Annotated in this window: 14 protein-coding genes; 12 read left to right on the top strand and 2 right to left on the bottom strand. The window is 60.4% G+C overall.

Features of this window, described 5'->3' with window-relative positions; translation table 11 throughout:
• Window positions 1–22 precede the first annotated feature (22 nt).
• Window positions 23–928 carry a LysR family transcriptional regulator gene (locus C3F42_RS01505; RefSeq protein ID WP_004577341.1) on the bottom strand — a complete coding sequence of 302 codons (906 nt, stop codon included), beginning with the start codon at window positions 926–928 and terminating at the stop codon, window positions 23–25.
• 112 nt (window positions 929–1,040) lie between these two features.
• On the opposite strand from C3F42_RS01505, the gene gcl reads away from it, so the two are divergent.
• The 5 genes from gcl to pyk all read left to right on the top strand — a co-directional run bounded on the left by gcl (window position 1,041) and on the right by pyk (window position 7,434).
• Window positions 1,041–2,816 (top strand): glyoxylate carboligase, encoded by a 1,776-nt coding sequence (gcl, locus tag C3F42_RS01500; protein ID WP_004577340.1) that lies wholly within the window; start codon window positions 1,041–1,043, stop codon window positions 2,814–2,816.
• A 13-nt stretch (window positions 2,817–2,829) separates the two neighbouring features.
• Window positions 2,830–3,600: a hydroxypyruvate isomerase gene (hyi, locus tag C3F42_RS01495; RefSeq protein ID WP_004577339.1), complete on the top strand. Its 771-nt coding sequence runs from the start codon at window positions 2,830–2,832 to the stop codon at window positions 3,598–3,600.
• Window positions 3,601–3,676: 76 nt separating this feature from the next.
• A complete protein-coding gene (locus tag C3F42_RS01490) occupies window positions 3,677–4,561 on the top strand; it encodes a 2-hydroxy-3-oxopropionate reductase (protein ID WP_004577338.1) in 885 nt (294 codons plus the stop codon).
• A 181-nt stretch (window positions 4,562–4,742) separates the two neighbouring features.
• Entirely contained in the window at window positions 4,743–6,023 is a 1,281-nt protein-coding gene (locus C3F42_RS01485; RefSeq protein WP_004577337.1) for a glycerate kinase, read from the top strand.
• Complete coding sequence (gene pyk, locus C3F42_RS01480) at window positions 6,013–7,434, top strand: pyruvate kinase (protein WP_004577336.1); 1,422 nt, start codon at window positions 6,013–6,015, stop codon at window positions 7,432–7,434. Before C3F42_RS01485 ends, pyk begins: the two co-directional genes overlap by 11 nt.
• A gap of 48 nt (window positions 7,435–7,482) precedes the next feature.
• On the opposite strand, the gene glcC is transcribed toward pyk, so the two are convergent.
• Entirely contained in the window at window positions 7,483–8,262 is a 780-nt protein-coding gene (gene glcC / locus C3F42_RS01475; RefSeq protein ID WP_004577335.1) for a transcriptional regulator GlcC, read from the bottom strand.
• 259 nt (window positions 8,263–8,521) lie between these two features.
• Between glcC and glcD the strand changes: the two genes are divergently transcribed.
• The 7 genes from glcD (at window position 8,522) to C3F42_RS01440 (ending at window position 18,328) form a co-directional block, all read left to right on the top strand.
• Window positions 8,522–10,021 (top strand): glycolate oxidase subunit GlcD, encoded by a 1,500-nt coding sequence (gene glcD, locus C3F42_RS01470; protein ID WP_004577334.1) that lies wholly within the window; start codon window positions 8,522–8,524, stop codon window positions 10,019–10,021.
• Complete coding sequence (gene glcE / locus C3F42_RS01465; RefSeq protein WP_004577333.1) at window positions 10,021–11,073, top strand: glycolate oxidase subunit GlcE; 1,053 nt, start codon at window positions 10,021–10,023, stop codon at window positions 11,071–11,073. Before glcD ends, glcE begins: the two co-directional genes overlap by 1 nt.
• Window positions 11,074–11,082: 9 nt before the next feature.
• Window positions 11,083–12,300, top strand: a complete 1,218-nt coding sequence (glcF, locus tag C3F42_RS01460; RefSeq protein ID WP_004577332.1) for a glycolate oxidase subunit GlcF — start codon at window positions 11,083–11,085, stop codon at window positions 12,298–12,300.
• A gap of 198 nt (window positions 12,301–12,498) precedes the next feature.
• Window positions 12,499–12,897, top strand: coding sequence for a heme-binding protein (locus tag C3F42_RS01455; RefSeq protein ID WP_004577331.1), 399 nt, complete (start codon window positions 12,499–12,501; stop codon window positions 12,895–12,897).
• A gap of 45 nt (window positions 12,898–12,942) precedes the next feature.
• The gene (locus C3F42_RS01450) at window positions 12,943–15,120 is read left to right on the top strand and encodes a malate synthase G (protein WP_004577330.1); all 2,178 of its coding nucleotides are present in this window, start codon (window positions 12,943–12,945) and stop codon (window positions 15,118–15,120) included.
• A gap of 216 nt (window positions 15,121–15,336) precedes the next feature.
• Window positions 15,337–17,022: a lactate permease LctP family transporter gene (locus C3F42_RS01445; protein ID WP_004577329.1), complete on the top strand. Its 1,686-nt coding sequence runs from the start codon at window positions 15,337–15,339 to the stop codon at window positions 17,020–17,022.
• Window positions 17,023–17,083: 61 nt separating this feature from the next.
• Window positions 17,084–18,328: a malic enzyme-like NAD(P)-binding protein gene (locus C3F42_RS01440; RefSeq protein WP_004577328.1), complete on the top strand. Its 1,245-nt coding sequence runs from the start codon at window positions 17,084–17,086 to the stop codon at window positions 18,326–18,328.
• The last annotated feature ends 14 nt before the right edge of the window (window positions 18,329–18,342 follow it).

The raw sequence follows: 18,342 nt of genomic DNA, 5'->3' as shown, positions 1-18,342 counted from the left end.
ATAGGGTGCATCGCTGCCCCCATCACTGTTCCCAATATCCGGGGCTCTGGTACACCAGCTTCAGGTACTCAATAAAATGCCGCACCTTGGCTGGCAAGAAGCGCTGCTGTGGATACACCGCTTGGATATCGTAGTCATCGAGGGCAAAGTCATCCAGAACCGTGACCAGTTCGCCGCTTAGCAACTCCTTCTGAATCTCCCACGTCGAGCGCCAGCCGATCCCCAAGCCTTGGCGCATCCATGAGAACAGCAGTTCGCCATCGTTACACGCGAGACTGCCGCTGACCCGCATCGCTACCTGTCGGCCATTCCGCTGGAATACCCAGCCCCGTTGCTGGCCGCCCTGCAAAGTAAATGCCAAGCAATTGTGGTCGGCCAGGTCCTCCAGGGTGGTCGGACGGCCATTCCGGGCAAAGTATTCAGGAGTGCCACAAACTACCCGACGATTGCTGAACAACTTGACCGCTACATAGTTCGGGTCGGTTACCCCGCCAATGCGGATGCTCATGTCGTAGCCCTCGCTAACCAGATCGACGAGGCTGTCGGTGAGGTTGAACGAGAGCTTCAAGTTGGGAAACTCTTGGTGAAACCCCAATGCGTGCGGGGCAACGTGAACTCTGCCAAAAGAAGCGGGCGCCGAAACCATCAGGTTGCCTTTGACCATAGAGCCGCAGCCACTGATATCGGCCTCCATGTCGTCAAAATCACGCAGCAGTAACCTAGCGCGCTCCAGCAATTGCTCCCCAAGTTCGGTCAGGCGCAAACCCCGAGTCGATCGGTGCATCAGTTTCACGCCCAAGCGTTTCTCCAATGCATCTAGTCGCCTACCGAGTATTGCCGGGGTCACCCCTTCGCTCAGCGCGGCAGAAGCGAAGCTGCCCTTCTGGGCAACCTGAACGAAGCTATGTAGCTCTGTGTACCGTGCCATTCGATACCTTTCATATCGACAGAAAACATTTTTCAGGTGTTCTAACGCACGCAAGCCTAATACAGACTGACCTCCACTACAAAAATTATCGACCCGTGCGAAGGAGTACACAATGGCCAAAATGAGAGCAATCGAGGCCGCCGTTCTGGTGCTGCGCCGTGAAGGTATCGATACCGCATTCGGTATCCCCGGAGCCGCAATCAATCCGTTCTACGCTGCCTTGAAAAAAATTGGTGGAATCGACCATGTATTGGCCCGCCATGTCGAGGGTGCCTCGCACATGGCCGAGGGCTACACCCGTACCCACGCAGGTAATATCGGCCTGTGCATCGGCACATCCGGCCCGGCTGGCACCGACATGGTCACTGGCCTGTACAGCGCCTCGGCAGATTCCATTCCGATTCTCTGCATCACAGGGCAAGCCCCTCGAGCTCGACTGCACAAGGAAGACTTCCAGGCCGTCGACATCACCAGCATTGTCAAACCGGTGACCAAGTGGGCCACTACTGTGCTGGAGCCGGGTCAGGTGCCCTATGCCTTCCAGAAAGCTTTTTACGAAATGCGCAGTGGCCGGCCCGGCCCAGTACTGATCGACCTGCCATTTGACGTGCAGATGGCCGAGATCGAGTTTGACATCGACGCCTACGAGCCGCTACCGGTGCACAAGCCCCAAGCCAGTCGCGTTCAGGCCGAGAAGGCTCTTGCCATGCTCAATGCCGCTGAGCGCCCGCTGATCGTCGCCGGTGGCGGTATCATCAACGCCGACGCCAGTGACAAGCTGGTGGCCTTCGCCGAACTGACCGGCGTGCCGGTAATCCCTACCCTGATGGGCTGGGGAACCCTGCCCGATGACCACCCGTTGATGGCGGGCATGTGTGGCCTGCAGACCTCGCACCGCTACGGCAACGCTACCCTGCTCGAGTCGGATCTGGTGTTCGGCATCGGCAATCGCTGGGCCAACCGCCATACTGGCTCTGTCGACGTCTACACCGAAGGCCGCACGTTTGTGCACGTGGACATCGAACCGACCCAGATCGGTCGTGTGTTCACCCCGGACCTCGGCATCGTCTCCGACGCAGGCGCCGCCCTCGATGTATTCCTCGAGGTAGCTCGCGAGTGGCAGGCCGCTGGCAAGCTCAAGGACCGCAAAGCCTGGGCTGAAGCCTGCCGTGAACGCAAACGCACCCTGCAACGCAAGACCCACTTCGACGAAGTGCCGGTCAAGCCGCAACGGGTATACGAGGAAATGAATCGTTTCTTCGGCAAGGATACTTGCTACGTCAGTACCATCGGTCTGTCGCAGATTGCCGGCGCCCAGTTCCTGCACGTGTACAAGCCGCGTCACTGGATCAACTGCGGCCAGGCGGGGCCGTTGGGTTGGACCATCCCCGCTGCTCTCGGCGTGGTGAAAGCCGATCCAGAGCGCCAGGTCGTCGCGTTGTCTGGTGACTACGACTTCCAGTTCATGATCGAGGAACTGGCGGTGGGCGCACAGTTCAACCTGCCGTACATCCACGTGCTGGTGAATAACGCCTACCTCGGTCTGATTCGCCAAGCCCAGCGTGGTTTTGACATCGACTACTGCGTGCAGCTGTCGTTCGAAAACGTCAACGCGCCAGAACTGGGTAGCTACGGCGTGGACCACGTGACCGTGGTTGAGGGCTTAGGCTGCAAGGCCATCCGTGTATTCGACGCGAACCAGTTGCCCGCCGCCTTCGCCCAGGCCCGCGAACTGATGGAAACCTTCCGCGTACCGGTGGTGGTCGAGGTAATCCTGGAGCGCGTCACGAACATCGCCATGGGTACTGAGATCAACGCCATTAACGAATTTGAGGCGCTGGCTACCAGTCGAGCCGACGCCCCTACTTCCATCCTGCCACTGGACTGACCCGGAGCCGATCATGCCTCGTTTTGCCGCTAACCTGTCCATGCTGTTCACCGAGGTGGACTTCCTGGACCGTTTTAAAGCCGCCGCCCAGGCCGGATTCCGTGGTGTCGAGTACCTGTTCCCCTACGATTACCCCGTAGAGGAGATCCGCGCCCGCCTGGATGCCAACCAACTGCAACAGGTGCTCTTCAATCTGCCCGCTGGCGACTGGGCTAAGGGTGAGCGTGGTATCGCCTGCCTGCCGGAACGGGTCGAGGAGTTCCGTGCCGGCGTCGACATTGCCATTGAATACGCCAAGGTGCTGGGTAACACCCAGGTTAACTGTCTGGCTGGCATCACGCCGCAGGGTGTAGACCCGTTCATGGTGCAAAACACCCTGCTCGACAACCTCGAGTACGCTGCCGACCGCCTCGAAGCGGTGGGCATCAAGCTGGTGATGGAGATGATCAATACCCGTGACATCCCCGGTTTCTACCTGAACACCACGAAGCAAGCGCTGGAGATTCGTGAACAGGTCGGCAGCCCAAACCTGTTCCTGCAGTACGACATCTACCACATGCAGATCATGGAAGGGGACCTGGCACGCACGATGGCAGCCAACCTCGCTGCGATCAACCACATCCAGTTGGCCGACAATCCTGGGCGCAACGAGCCCGGCACTGGCGAGATCAATTATGCGTTCCTGTTCGAACACCTGGACCGCATTGGCTACCAAGGCTGGGTGGGCGCGGAATACAAGCCACTGACAACAACCAAAGCGGGGCTCGGCTGGCTCAAGGCCTGATCGAGACCAAAGCCCCCATACAGTTCCGTGACACGTAACTGTATGGGGTCAATAAATAGAAAAGAGGCAATTTCTCATGGCTAAAATCGGTTTCATCGGCACTGGTATCATGGGCAAGCCCATGGCCCAAAACCTGCAAAAAGCAGGTCATGAACTGTTCGTTTCTACCCACCATGACCCGGTGCCCGCCGACCTCATCGCCACACCACTGCCCAGCCCAAAAGCGGTGGCCGAAGCAGTTGAGTTCATCATCGTCATGGTGCCCGACACCCCTCACGTTGAGGATGTTCTGTTTCGTCAAAACGGTGTAATCGAGGGCGTGGGCGAAGGCAAGGTGGTGATCGACATGAGTTCGATCTCACCAACCGCCACCAAGGTTTTCGCCGAGAAGGTCAAGGCCACCGGCGCTGCCTACCTCGACGCCCCAGTGTCCGGCGGCGAAGTCGGTGCCAAAGCCGCGACCCTGAGCATCATGGTCGGTGGCTGCCCGAACGCCTTCGAACGCGCTCTGCCGCTGTTCCAGGCCATGGGCAAGAACATCACCCGCGTCGGTGGTAACGGTGACGGCCAGACCGCCAAGGTCGCCAACCAGATCATCGTCGCCCTGAACATCCAGGCCGTCGCCGAAGCGCTGCTGTTCGCCGCCAAGAACGGCGCAGATCCTGCCAAGGTACGTGAAGCACTGATGGGCGGCTTCGCCTCCTCGAAGATCCTCGAAGTGCACGGCGAGCGCATGATCAAGGGCACCTTCGACCCAGGCTTCCGCATCAGCCTGCACCAGAAGGACCTGAACCTGGCCCTGCAAGGCGCCAAGGAACTGAACATCAACCTGCCCAACACTGCCAACGCGCAACAGGTGTTCAGCACCTGCGCGGCCATCGGTGGCAGCAACTGGGACCACTCCGCACTGATCAAAGGCCTTGAGCACATGGCCAACTTCTCGATCCGCGACGAGAAGTGATTCCCTAGCGACTACAGCGGTTTCTTCGCTGGAAGTTCGCAAAGCGTCCAGCACTGTCTGACTTGCGACCACGGGTCAGGCAGCGGCAATGAGCAATACCCGCCCTTGGTTCGGCCTGCACGGAGGCAGTTCCAGGGGCGTTTTCGATTCTGCAGAACAACAAGAATTTTGGGAGCCTGCCATGTCGGTCGATCCGCAAAAAATCCTTCGCAAGCTGTTCGATACAGCCATCAACGCCGCGCATCCCCGCCAGGTGCTCGAAGCCCATCTGCCCAGCGACCGCACCGGCCGCGTCATCGTCATCGGCGCTGGCAAAGCCGCCGCAGCCATGGCCGAAGTGGTCGAGCGCAGTTGGCAAGGCGACGTCTCGGGCCTGGTGGTCACCCGCTACGGCCACGGCGCCAACTGCTCGAAGATCGAGGTGGTCGAAGCCGCCCACCCGGTACCGGACGCCGCGGGCCTGGCCGTTGCCAAGCGCGTGCTGGAGATGGTCAGCAACCTCACCGAAGACGACCGTGTCATCTTCCTGCTTTCCGGCGGTGGCTCTGCCCTGCTGGCCCTGCCCGCCGAAGGCCTGACCCTGGCCGACAAGCAGCAGATCAACAAGGCGCTGCTCAAGTCCGGCGCCACCATCGGCGAGATGAACTGCGTGCGCAAGCACCTCTCGGCGATCAAGGGCGGCCGCCTGGCCAAGGCCTGCTGGCCGGCCACGGTCTACACCTATGCGATTTCCGATGTACCGGGCGACCTCGCCACGGTCATCGCCTCCGGCCCCACCGTGGCCGACCCGAGCACCAGCGCCGAAGCCCTGGCGATCATCAAGCGCTACAACATCGCCGCACCAAAAGCGGTGATCGACTGGCTGAACAACCCGGCTTCGGAAACCGTCAAGGAAAACGACCCGGCCCTGGCCCGCAGCCACTTCCAGTTGATCGCCAAGCCCCAGCAGTCGCTGGACGCCGCCGCCGTGATCGCCCGCAAGCACGGCTTCAGCCCGTTGATCCTTGGCGACCTGGAAGGCGAGTCGCGTGAAGTGGCCAAGGTGCACGCCGGCATCGCCCGGCAGATCCGCCTGCATGGCCAGCCGCTGGCCGCGCCCTGCGTGATCCTTTCCGGCGGCGAGACCACCGTGACCGTGCGCGGCAACGGCCGTGGCGGGCGCAACGCCGAGTTCCTGCTGAGCCTGACCGAAAGCCTCAAGGGCCTGCCGGGCGTCTACGCCCTGGCCGGTGACACCGACGGCATCGACGGTTCGGAAGAGAACGCCGGGGCGATCATGACCCCCGACAGCTACGCCCGCGCCCAGGCCCTGGGCCTGTCGGCCGCCGACGAGCTGGACAACAACAACGGCTACGGCTACTTCGCCGCGCTGGATGCGCTGATCGTCACCGAGCCGACCCGCACCAACGTCAACGATTTCCGCGCCATCCTGATCCTCGAGACTGCCCAACATGACGCCTGATAAAAAAGTAAAGATCCTTGCCACCCTGGGCCCTGCGATCAAGGGCATCGACGACGTACGCCAGTTGGTCGAGGCCGGGGTGAACATCTTCCGCCTCAACTTCAGCCACGGCGAGCACGCCGACCATGCGATGCGTTTCAAGTGGATCCGCGAAGTGGAAAGCCAACTGAACTACCCACTGGGCATCCTCATGGACCTGCAAGGTCCGAAACTGCGCGTTGGCCGCTTTGCCGAAGGCAAGGTCCATCTGCAACGTGGCCAGTCTCTACGCCTGGACTTGGATGGCACGCCGGGCGATGAGCGTCGAGTTAATCTGCCGCACCCTGAGATCATCGCCGCCCTGGAGCTGGGCATGGATCTGCTACTGGACGATGGCAAGTTGCGCCTGCGGGTGACCGCCAAGCACGCTGATGCTATCGACACCGAGGTGCTCAATGGTGGCGAGCTGTCCGACCGCAAGGGCGTGAACGTGCCGCAGGCGGTGCTCGACCTCTCTCCGCTCACCGAGAAAGACCGCCGCGACCTGACCTTCGGCCTGGAACTGGGCGTGGACTGGGTGGCGCTGTCGTTCGTGCAGCGCCCGCAGGACATCGTCGAGGCGCGCCAACTGATCGGCGACCGTGCCTTCCTCATGGCCAAGATCGAGAAACCGTCGGCCGTTACCCAACTGCGCGAGATCGCCGAACTGAGCGACGCGATCATGGTCGCCCGTGGTGACCTAGGTGTGGAAGTGCCGGCCGAAAGCGTGCCGCAGATCCAGAAGAGCATCATCACCATCTGCCGCCAGTTGGGCCGCCCGGTGGTCGTTGCGACCCAGATGCTCGAGTCCATGCGATTCTCCCCTGCCCCGACCCGCGCTGAGGTCACGGACGTAGCCAACGCCGTGGCCGAAGGTGCGGACGCGGTGATGTTGTCGGCCGAGACTGCCTCGGGTGACTACCCACTGGAAGCGGTGCAGATGATGAGTAAGATCATCCGCCAGGTTGAAGCGGGCCCGGATTACCAGGTGCAGTTAGACGTTGGACGGCCTCAGGCCGAGGCCACTGTCTCGGATGCGATCAGTTGTGCGATCCGCCGGATCAGCGGCATTCTGCCGGTGGCGGTGCTGGTGAATTATAGCGAATCAGGGGCGTCGACCCTGCGTGCCGCCCGTGAGCGCCCGAGAGCTCCTATCCTCAACCTGACACCAAATCTGAACACAGGTCGACGTCTGAGCGTCGCCTGGGGCGTCTATTCGGTCGTCAATCAACGGTTGCGGAAGGTCGAGGATGTTACGAGTACAGCACTCTCTCAAGTGCAATTGCTGGAAATGGCCAAGCCCGGCGACACGGTTGTCATAACCGCCGGTATGCCGTTTGGACGCCTTGGCAGCACCAACACGTTACGCATAGAACAAATTCCCATGAGCTAGGACCCTCAGGCCATAGTCCCGAGCACAGGCGCTTACAAGCGCCTGTTTTTATTTCCAACCTTCCAGGCGCATAGTCGCTCGAACCAGGCGTTGTTCTTCTTGCTCAATCTCTTGCAGGTTGTCACGGACGCTAGTGATGTGTTCTCGAGCAGCTCGTTGGGCCTGTTCGGGTAACTGCTCCATCACCGCATGGTAGAGCCGAGAGTGCTGGCGATCGATCTGCCGTTTCTGCGCTGGCCGACAGTAGAGATTATTGACGGAAGCAAACACCGTGCTGAGCGTCAAATCGCTGAGTGACTGCAAGGTGTGCACTAAGACCGGGTTATGCGAAGCCTCACTAATCGCTCTGTGGAAGGCATGGTCGCGCCGGGCGTGCTCACGTGGGTCATGGGATTCTGGATTCTCATGGGCGTCTACCATCTCGTCGTAGCGACGTTTGATCAGCACCCGATCAATATCAGTCGCACGTAGTGCGGCCAGTCTGGCCGACTCTGCTTCAAGAAGTGCTCGCACTTCCAGCAGGTCGAACAGCGTCCGCGGTTGTGAGCTAAAAAGGTGCATCAAAGGGGTCGCATTACCTGTCCTACTCAAATCTGCAACGAATGAACCCCGCCCTTGTTCGGTCTCAACAATGCCTCTGCCACGTAGCACTCGCAAACCTTCCCGTAATGCTGATCGCGAGCATCCCAGCTTCTCCACCAGACGTCGCTCAGAAGGCAATGCCTGGCCAACCTTGAGTACACCATCGACGATCAGCTTTTCGATACGTTCGGCCACTTGATCGGCGATCTGTACTTTTTCATGCTTCTGCGAAACCACGGTGTTCATTGCCACCTCTCAACTGGTAGGACCAGCTTCTTATTGTTATCTCGTTAGAGAAAGATTTTCACGCAAAAACCTCTCTACCACCACATTCATTTTAGCCATGCGGCAAAAAAGTGGTCCTACCAGTTGGCGTGCTCATCGACTCCCCGCGATAGAACGAGCAGCCTAATCTCGACTTCGGTCTGGTGAGCCAGCGTCGTATGGGTGATCCCCCCAGGCGCCCCGGCCACGCCAAAAAACAACAAAAATACAAGTGAGCCTTATGAATATTCTCTACGATGAGCGAGTCGACGGTGCCCTGCCGCGGGTCGACAAGGCTGCCCTGCTTTTTGAGCTACAAGAGTCCCTTCCAGATCTGGAAATCCTCCACAGCCAAGAAGATCTCCTTCCCTACGAGTGTGATGGTCTTTCCGCCTACCGTGTGGTTCCGCTGTTGGTGGTACTGCCTAAGCGGATCGAGCACGTCCAAGCCCTTTTAAAGATTTGTCATGCCCGTCAGGTCCCGGTGGTCGCACGCGGCGCTGGCACAGGTCTATCCGGAGGCGCCCTGCCACTGGAGCAAGGCATTCTGTTGGTAATGGCCCGCTTCAACCGAATCATTGAGGTCAATCCCGAAGGTCGTTACGCACGGGTTCAGCCCGGTGTTCGTAACCTGGCGATTTCTCAGGCGGCTGCGCCTCATGGGTTGTACTACGCACCTGATCCTTCCTCACAGATCGCTTGCTCAATCGGCGGCAACGTCGCCGAGAACGCAGGTGGCGTGCATTGTCTGAAGTACGGTTTAACCGTACACAACCTGCTCAAGGTTGAGATTCTCACCATCGAAGGCGAGTACATGACCTTGGGCAGCGATGCGCTAGACGCCCCAGGGTTTGACCTGTTGGCGCTGTTTACTGGTTCTGAAGGCATGTTGGGCATTGTCACTGAGGTGACTGTCAAACTGTTGCCCAAGCCCCAGGTCGCACGCGTTTTGCTGGCTAGCTTCGACTCGGTGGAAAAAGCCGGGCGCGCAGTTGGCGATATCATCGCCGCCGGCATCATCCCCGGGGGGCTGGAGATGATGGACAACCTGTCTATCCGCGCCACGGAGGACTTCATTCACGCCGGTTACCCCGTGGACGCTGCTGCCATCCTGTTGTGCGAGCTTGACGGCGTAGAGTCCGACGTGCAGGAGGACTGCGAATGCGTCGAGGCAGTGCTTCGGGCTGCGGGCGCGACCGACGTGCGTCTGGCCTGCGATGAAGCCGAGCGCGCGCGCTTCTGGGCCGGACGCAAGAACGCCTTCCCGGCGGTGGGGCGCATCTCTCCAGACTATTACTGCATGGACGGCACCATTCCACGCCGTGAGTTGCCGGGCGTGCTCAATGGCATCACGGAGCTTTCGGAACAATACGGTTTGCGTGTCGCCAACGTATTCCATGCCGGCGACGGCAATATGCATCCGCTGATTCTCTTCGATGCCAACCAGCCTGGTGAACTGGAGCGTGCCGAGGCGTTGGGCGGGAAGATCCTCGAGCTGTGCGTGGCAGTCGGTGGCAGCATCACCGGTGAGCACGGTGTGGGCCGCGAGAAAATCAACCAGATGTGCGCGCAATTCAACAGCGATGAGCTGACCCTGTTCCACGCCGTCAAGCACGCCTTCGACCCGCAGGGCCTGCTCAACCCCGGCAAGAATATCCCTACCCTGCACCGCTGCGCCGAATTTGGCTCGATGCACGTGCACCACGGCAAGTTGCCCTTCCCTGAACTGGAGCGCTTCTGATGCGACACGATCACGACGCTAGCGCTGCCCTGCTGGAGCAGGTCAATCAGGCGCTCAACGAACGCACGCCTCTGCGCATTCAGGGCAGCAACAGCAAGAATATGCTTGGCCGTCCGGTCACGGGCGAGGTGCTTGATACCCGCAGCCACCGCGGGATTGTCAGCTATGACCCCACCGAGTTGGTACTAACCGCCCGCGCCGGTACGCCGTTGGTGGACATCGAGGCCGCGCTCGACGCCGCCGGCCAGATGCTGCCTTTCGAGCCACCGCATTTTGGCCCTGGAGCCACCCTCGGCGGCATGGTCGCCGCCGGACTTTCCGGCCCACGCCGCCCTTGGGCCGGCTCGGTACGGGACTATGTACTGGGCACCCGCGTTATCACCGGTCACGGCAAACTGCTGCGCTTCGGTGGTGAAGTAATGAAGAACGTCGCTGGCTACGATCTCTCGCGGCTGATGGCGGGTAGTTTCGGGTGCCTGGGGGTGTTGACCGAAGTGTCGCTGAAGGTGCTACCCAAGCCGCGCAAGTGCCAGAGCCTGCGCTTGGAAATGGACCTGCACCAGGCCTTGGGCGAGCTGGCCGAATGGGGCCAGCAACCGATACCGATCAGTGCAGCCTCCTACGACGGGCATGCCCTGCACCTGCGCCTGGAAGGCGGCGAAGGCTCGGTGGCCTCCGCGGTCGAGCGTCTGGGAGGTGAGGACCTCGATGGTAGTTATTGGACTGACCTGCGTGAGCAACGCCTGGGCTTTTTCGAGGCCCCTCAACCGCTGTGGCGCCTTTCGCTGCCACACAACAGCGCGCCGATCGAATTGCCAGGCAGGCAGTTGCTGGACTGGGGGGGCGCACAGCGCTGGTTGAAGTCCGACGTCCCCGCAGAACTGATTCGCCAGGCGGTAGCCCGCATCGGCGGTCATGCGACTCTTTATGAATCAGATCCGGCGTCGTTCCATCCGCTGGTGGCACCGCTGCTGCGCTACCACCGCAATCTCAAGTTGCAACTCGATCCCCAGGGCATCTTCAACCCGGGCCGCCTGTACGCCGAAGTCTGAGAGTGCACCATGCAAACTAATCTGAGCGAACAAGCCAAAAGTCTTCCCCGTGCAGAGGAAGCCGAACGTATTCTGCGCTCCTGCGTGCATTGCGGGTTCTGCACGGCCACCTGCCCCACCTACCAACTGCTGGGCGATGAGTTGGATAGTCCACGCGGACGCATTTACCTGATCAAGCAGGTGCTCGAAGGCCAGCCGGTCACGGCCAAGACCCAAGCTCACCTGGACCGCTGCCTGACCTGCCGCAACTGTGAAACCACCTGTCCGTCCGGAGTTCAGTACCACAACCTGCTCGACATCGGCCGCGCCGTGGTTGAGCAACAGGTGCCTCGCCCGCTGGGCCAGCGGCTACTGCGTGAGGGCCTGCGTGCAGTGGTACCGCGTCCTGCACTGTTCAGGGCCTTGACCAGCACCGCCAAAGCCTTCCGTCCGTTGCTGCCGCAAACCCTACAAGCCAAGCTACCGCGCCATCCGCACCCGGCTAAGCCTCGTCCTCAACTGTTGCATGCACGTCGTGTGCTAATGCTCGAAGGCTGCGTGCAACCTGCCCTCTCGCCCAACACAAATGCGGCGGCAGCACGTGTGCTTGACCGCTTGGGCATTTCTGTGACTGCGGCCCGCGAAGCCGGTTGCTGTGGTGCAGTGGACTACCACCTCAATGCTCAAGAAAAGGGCTTGGAACGCGCCCGGCGCAATATCGATGCCTGGTGGCCAGCTATCGAGGCAGGTGCCGAAGCCATCGTACAGACGGCCAGTGGCTGCGGCGCTTTTGTGCGCGACTACGGCCATCTGCTCGAAGACGACCCTGCATACGCCGAAAAGGCCGCGCGGGTCAGTACTCTGGCTCGTGACTTGGTCGAGGTGTTGCGCGACGAGCCATTGGAACGGCTGGGTATCCACGGCGATCGTCGCTTGGCCTTCCACTGCCCCTGCACTCTGCAACATGCACAAAAGCTCGGTGGCGCTGTTGAAGGTGTGCTTGAGCGACTGGGCTTCAGCCTAACCGCCGTGCCTGACAGTCACCTGTGTTGCGGTTCGGCAGGCACCTATTCGCTGACTCAGCCGGAACTGTCATTTCAACTGCGCGACAACAAGCTCAACGCCCTGGAAAGCGGCAATCCGGAAGTTATCGTCACCGCCAACATCGGCTGCCAGACCCACCTCGACGGCGCTGGACGCACACCTGTGCGCCATTGGATTGAACTGGTGGAAGAAGCACTCGTTTAGGTGACTCCGATGATCTCCCACGGCGCTACGTTCCGTCCGTGGGAGTTCCCGAAGTGCCATTCGATACCTTTTGTATCGGCAGAAAACGCTTTCCAAGTGTTCTGCCGCTAACAAGCCTCATCCAGACTGATAGCCACAGAAAACCTAGTGCCATGCAACGCATAGCAGTATGCAAGAAGCACTAGCCAGGAGAACACCATGCAACGCAAAGCTGTGCTCGAACAAGCCGAAGTCGCCCGCATCCTCGCTGCCGCACGCGAAGAGGCGCAGCGTAACCAGTGGGCGGTGTGTATCGCCGTAGTCGATGACGGCGGCCACCCGCTGGCCCTCGAGCGCCTCGATGGTTGCGCCCCCATCGCTGCTTACATCGCCACCGAAAAGGCTCGCAGCGCAGCGCTCGGCCGACGCGACACCAAGGGTTACGAGGAAATGGTCAACGGCGGGCGCACCGCGTTTGTCAGCGCACCGCTGCTGACATCGCTCGAAGGGGGCCTTCCGCTGCGGGTGGACGGGCAAGTGGTTGCTGCCGTGGGCGTTTCCGGAGTGAAGGCCGAACAGGATGCCCAAGTGGCTGCAGCCGGGATCGCTGCGCTCTGAGCGCGGCTTCAAGAACAGATGAACCAAGCGATAGGAGAGACGAGAATGACCGAGCGCGTGCCATGCCAGCGTTTGCAGGTGGCTGAGAACTTCAAGCACTTCATCGAGGATGAGGTGCTCCCCGGCACCGAGATTACGTCGGATCATTTCTGGAGGGGGCTCGATGCCCTGGTGCACGATCTGGCGCCGCGCAACCGCGCTTTGCTGGCCGAGCGTGTTCACTTGCAGGGCGAATTGGATACCTGGCACCGCGCCCACCCCGGGCCGGTAACGGACATGGAGGCCTATCAGCGCTTCCTTGGCTGCATCGGTTATCTGCTGCCACAACCTGAAAAGGTTAAGGTCGGCACGGACCATGTCGACCGTGAGGTAGCAGTGCAGGCCGGCCCGCAGTTGGTGGTGCCGGTGATGAACGCACGCTATGCGCTCAACGCCGCTAATGCCCGTTGGGGCTCGTTGTACGATGCCCTGTATGGCACCGACGCCATCGCCGAAGACGGCGGCGCCAGCAAGGGGCCTGGATACAATCCGGTGCGTGGCGCTCGAGTCATTGCGTTCGCCCGCGCCTTCCTCGACCAGGCCTTCCCCCTGCAGGGCGGTTCTCACGTCGATGCCAGCGCCTACCAGGTAGTGGATGGTCAATTGCGGGTATCGCTGCATAGCGGTGAAGCGATCGGTTTGGCCCAATCGGATCAATTCGTTGGTCACCAGGGCGAAGCATTGTCACCGACCGTCGTACTGCTCGTGCATCGTGACTTGCACGTGGAGATCCAGATCGACCCGACCAGCCCAGTCGGCAGCACCGATGCCGCTGGCGTCAAGGACCTGGTGCTGGAGTCGGCCTTGACCACCATCATGGACTGCGAAGATTCAGTGGCCGCGGTCGATGCCGATGACAAGGTGGCTGTCTACCGTAACTGGCTGGGCCTGATGAAGGGCGACCTGACTGAAACCGTGAGCAAGAACGGGAAGGCATTCACGCGTACCCTGAACCCTGACCGCACCTACCAGGGCCGCGACGGTAAACCAGTAACCCTGCCGGGGCGCTCGCTGCTGTTCGTGCGCAACGTTGGTCATCTGATGAGCACCCCAACCATCCTCGATCAGGAAGGTCAGGAGATTCCCGAAGGAATTCTCGATGCCGTAATCACTAGCCTTGCAGCCGTTCACGACCTGCGCCGCCGCGGCAACTCGCGTAGCGGCAGCGTCTATATCGTGAAGCCCAAGATGCACGGCCCTGCTGAGGTAGCATTTGCCAACAGGCTGTTTGGTCGAGTTGAGGATCTTCTTGGCCTGGCCCCTCATACCTTGAAGATGGGCATCATGGACGAGGAGCGCCGCACCAGCATCAACCTCAAGGCGTGCATCGCCGAAGCCGCCAACCGAGTGGTGTTCATCAATACCGGGTTCCTCGACCGTACGGGCGACGAGATGCACTCGACCATGGAAGCCGGCGCCATGCTGCGCAAGGGCGACATGAAGTCGACTCCCTGGATCCAGTCCTATGAGCGCAACAACGTACTGGTGGGGCTGGACTGTGGCCTGCGTGGACGGGCGCAAATCGGCAAGGGCATGTGGGCCATGCCGGACCTGATGGCAGCCATGCTTGAACAGAAAATTGCTCACCCCAAGGCCGGCGCCAACACTGCGTGGGTACCTTCGCCTACCGCCGCGACGCTGCATGCGCTGCATTACCACCAAGTAGACGTGCGTCAAGTGCAACAAGAGTTGGAACGCATCGACCTGGACAGCCAGCGCGCCGAGTTGCTGCAAGGCCTGCTCAGTGTGCCGGTCAGTGTCGATCGCAACTGGAGCCCGGCCGAGATCCAGGCAGAACTGGATAACAACTGCCAGAGCATCCTTGGCTATGTAGTGCGCTGGATCGAACAGGGCGTTGGTTGTTCCAAAGTGCTCGATATCCACGACGTAGGTTTGATGGAAGACCGCGCCACCCTGCGTATCTCCGCCCAGCATATTGCGAACTGGCTGCACCATCGTGTGGTTAGCACTGGCCAAGTCCGTGCAGCGCTGGAGCGCATGGCTCAGGTGGTCGATGGGCAGAATGCTGGGGACCAAGCCTACCGCCCGATGGCGCCGGACTTTGAAAGCAGCCATGCCTTCCGCGCCGCCTGTGACCTGGTGTTCAAGGGACGTGAGCAGCCAAGTGGCTACACAGAGCCGCTGCTCCATGCCTGGCGGTTACGCTTCAAACAGGCTCGCTGAACCCGTACCTGCCCGTCGCTGATGAGCTCACTCCCACATGACTGCACCGCGTCTGTGGGAGATCCCAAATAACGTTTTCGCAGCATCCAGTGCCGACAGGATCTGGCTTGCCAGCGAGGAGGCATTGCTCACCGTCATACACATTCGACCAGCTAACCCCGTCGAAACATCCGCATCACCCTTACAAGCTATCAACAATAAAAAGAGGCTTTTAACATGCAAACTTGGGAACAGATGTACACTCCCCTCGGCAGCCTGGGCTTGTCAGCCTTGGTCGCGCTGATCCCGATCATTTTCTTCTTTATTGCTCTCGCCGTCTTTCGCATGAAAGGCTATATCGCCGGCACCATTACCTTGGTGTTGTCGATCCTAGTCGCCACCCTGGCCTACGACATGCCCTTGGACATGGCCTTTGCCGCTGCCGGTTACGGCTTCGCTTATGGTCTGTGGCCAATCGCCTGGATCATTGTCGCGGCCGTATTTCTCTACAAGCTTACGGTCAAAAGCGGTCAGTTCGAGGTGATTCGCAGCTCGGTGCTGTCGATCACCGATGACCAGCGCCTGCAGGTACTGCTGATCGGCTTCTCCTTCGGGGCTTTCCTCGAAGGTGCGGCCGGCTTCGGCGCGCCAGTGGCGATCACCGGTGCCTTGCTTGTGGGGCTGGGTTTCAATCCGCTGTACGCCGCAGGGCTGTGCCTGATCGCCAACACCGCACCGGTGGCCTTCGGTGCTTTGGGTGTGCCGATTATCGTCGCTGGGCAAGTGACTGGCATCGACGCGTTCAAGATTGGCGCCATGGCCGGACGCCAACTGCCGCTGCTCTCGGTCATCGTACCGTTCTGGCTGGTAGCGATCATGGACGGTTGGCGCGGCGTCAAAGAAACCTGGCCTGCCGCGCTGGTGGCCGGCGCGAGCTTTGCCATCACCCAGTACCTGACCTCGAATTACATCGGCCCGGAACTGCCGGACATCACCTCGGCGCTGGTCAGTATCGTCTCGCTGACGCTGTTCCTCAAGGTCTGGCAGCCGACCCGTGCCGCCGATCGTGAGGTGGTCAGCGTGTCCGGCGGTGCGGCGGTCATGGGCGGCTTCTCCGGCCCTCGCGGCGGTACGCCGTCGCCGTACAGCTTCGGGCAGATCCTCAAGGCTTGGTCGCCGTTCCTGATCCTCACTGTGCTGGTAACCATCTGGACGCTCAAACCATTCAAGGCGATGTTCGCCCCAGGTGGCGCGCTCGAGCAGTTGGTGCTGATGTTCAAGATTCCGCACCTGGACCAACTGGTGATGAAGGCCGCACCCATCGTCGCCCAACCCACCCCAATGGCGGCGGTGTATAAGTTCGACTTGGTGTCGGCGGGTGGTAGTGCAATCTTACTGTCGGCGCTGGTCTCGATGTTTGTCCTGCGCATCAACTGGAAGACCGGACTGGTCAGCTTTAAGGAGACCCTGGTCGAACTCAAGCTACCGATCCTGTCCATCGGCATGGTGCTGGCTTTCGCCTTCGTCACCAACTATTCCGGTATGTCTACCACCTTGGCGCTGGTGCTGGCCGGTACTGGCGCGGCGTTCCCGTTCTTCTCGCCGTTCCTGGGCTGGCTGGGGGTATTCCTGACCGGCTCCGACACCTCGTCCAATGCCCTGTTCGGCTCGCTGCAAGCCACCACCGCGCACCAGATTGGCGTCAGCGACACCCTGCTGGTCGCTGCCAATACCAGTGGCGGCGTAACCGGCAAGATGATCTCGCCGCAGTCGATCGCTGTGGCATGTGCTGCCACCAGCATCGTCGGCAAGGAGTCGGATCTGTTCCGCTTCACCTTGAAGCACAGCCTGATCTTTGCCGCCATCATCGGTCTGATCACCCTGTCCCAGGCATACGTGTTCACCGGCATGCTGGTGCACTGATACCCACCGGGCGCCGGGTTCACCGGCGCCTTTCCACCCCAATCATGATCGGTGAGAACCCATGACCTCCAATTTCAAGCAAGCAGCCCTGGACTATCATGAACATCCCACGCCAGGGAAAATCCGTATCGAACTGAGTAAGCCGGCCAACACCGCCAACGATCTTGCCTTGGCTTACAGCCCAGGCGTCGCCGAGCCAGTAAGGGCTATCGCTGCCTGCCCAGATGATGCGTACCGCTATACCAGCAAGGGCAACTTGGTCGCCGTTATCAGCAACGGTTCGGCGATCCTCGGCCTCGGCAACCTCGGCCCGCTGGCCAGTAAGCCAGTGATGGAGGGTAAAGCACTGCTCTTCAAGCGCTTTGCGGACATCGATTCGGTAGATATCGAGGTCAAGGCCACGACGCCCGAGACGTTTATCGATACCGTGGCACGCATAGCCGACACGTTCGGTGGCATCAACCTTGAAGATATCAAGGCGCCGGACTGCTTCGAGATTGAGCAGAAATTGATTGAGCTGTGCGACATCCCTGTCTTCCACGACGACCAACATGGTACGGCGATCGTGACTGCGGCCGGTCTACTCAATGCGCTAGAAATCCAGGACAAGCGCTTAGAGGACGCTCGCATCGTTTGTCTTGGTGCCGGTGCGGCAGCAACCGCTTGCATGAACCTGCTGGTTGCACTCGGCGCCCGTCGCGACAAGCTGTATATGCTGGACCGTCAAGGCGTGATCCACTCTGGTCGTGAAGGTCTCGATCCGCACAAGTTGGCATTCGCCAATGACTCAGGAGCACGCACCCTGGACGAGGCCTTGCAAGGCGCCGATGTATTCTTGGGTCTTTCTGGTGCGAACCTGTTGACCCCTGAGGCACTCGGCAATATGGCAGCGAGGCCAATCCTGTTTGCCTGCTCCAACCCTGACCCAGAGATTAGCCCTGAGTTGGCCAAATCCGTGCGTGACGATCTGATCATCGCCACCGGTCGATCTGACTACCCCAACCAAGTGAATAACGTGCTGGGCTTCCCATTCATCTTCCGTGGTGCCCTGGATGTGAGGGCTCGACATATCAATGAAGCGATGAAAATTGCGGCGGTAGAGGCACTGCGACAGTTGGCCAAAACCCCGGTCCCAAGTGACGTACTGCAGGCCTATCAACTGGACAGTCTGGCATTTGGCCGGGATTACATCTTGCCCAAACCGATGGATGCCCGCTTGCTGGTAGCGATTTCGAGCGCAGTTGCCAAGGCTGCAGTCGAGTCAGGCGTTGCCCGCCTGCCATACCCGGCGCATTACCCCGTATAGGGGTAAAGCAACAC

Source organism: Pseudomonas sp. PONIH3 (assembly GCF_002934345.1).
Taxonomy (GTDB): Bacteria; Pseudomonadota; Gammaproteobacteria; order Pseudomonadales; family Pseudomonadaceae; genus Aquipseudomonas; species Aquipseudomonas soli.
The sequence above is the reverse complement of the archived record's forward strand: the minus strand, read 5'-3'. Positions and strand labels throughout refer to the sequence as shown.

Bases quoted from the DNA above. Each gene is read 5' to 3' on its own strand.
- glcE (WP_004577333.1), top strand. From the start codon at position 10,021: ATGCGACACGATCACGACGCTAGCGCTGCCCTGCTGGAGCAGGTCAAT.
- C3F42_RS01440 (WP_004577328.1), top strand. From the start codon at position 17,084: ATGACCTCCAATTTCAAGCAAGCAGCCCTGGACTATCATGAACATCCC.
- glcC (WP_004577335.1), bottom strand. From the start codon at position 8,262: ATGAACACCGTGGTTTCGCAGAAGCATGAAAAAGTACAGATCGCCGAT.
- C3F42_RS01445 (WP_004577329.1), top strand. From the start codon at position 15,337: ATGCAAACTTGGGAACAGATGTACACTCCCCTCGGCAGCCTGGGCTTG.
- C3F42_RS01505 (WP_004577341.1), bottom strand. From the start codon at position 928: ATGGCACGGTACACAGAGCTACATAGCTTCGTTCAGGTTGCCCAGAAG.
- C3F42_RS01485 (WP_004577337.1), top strand. From the start codon at position 4,743: ATGTCGGTCGATCCGCAAAAAATCCTTCGCAAGCTGTTCGATACAGCC.
- pyk (WP_004577336.1), top strand. From the start codon at position 6,013: ATGACGCCTGATAAAAAAGTAAAGATCCTTGCCACCCTGGGCCCTGCG.
- glcF (WP_004577332.1), top strand. From the start codon at position 11,083: ATGCAAACTAATCTGAGCGAACAAGCCAAAAGTCTTCCCCGTGCAGAG.
- gcl (WP_004577340.1), top strand. From the start codon at position 1,041: ATGGCCAAAATGAGAGCAATCGAGGCCGCCGTTCTGGTGCTGCGCCGT.
- C3F42_RS01490 (WP_004577338.1), top strand. From the start codon at position 3,677: ATGGCTAAAATCGGTTTCATCGGCACTGGTATCATGGGCAAGCCCATG.
- hyi (WP_004577339.1), top strand. From the start codon at position 2,830: ATGCCTCGTTTTGCCGCTAACCTGTCCATGCTGTTCACCGAGGTGGAC.
- C3F42_RS01455 (WP_004577331.1), top strand. From the start codon at position 12,499: ATGCAACGCAAAGCTGTGCTCGAACAAGCCGAAGTCGCCCGCATCCTC.
- C3F42_RS01450 (WP_004577330.1), top strand. From the start codon at position 12,943: ATGACCGAGCGCGTGCCATGCCAGCGTTTGCAGGTGGCTGAGAACTTC.
- glcD (WP_004577334.1), top strand. From the start codon at position 8,522: ATGAATATTCTCTACGATGAGCGAGTCGACGGTGCCCTGCCGCGGGTC.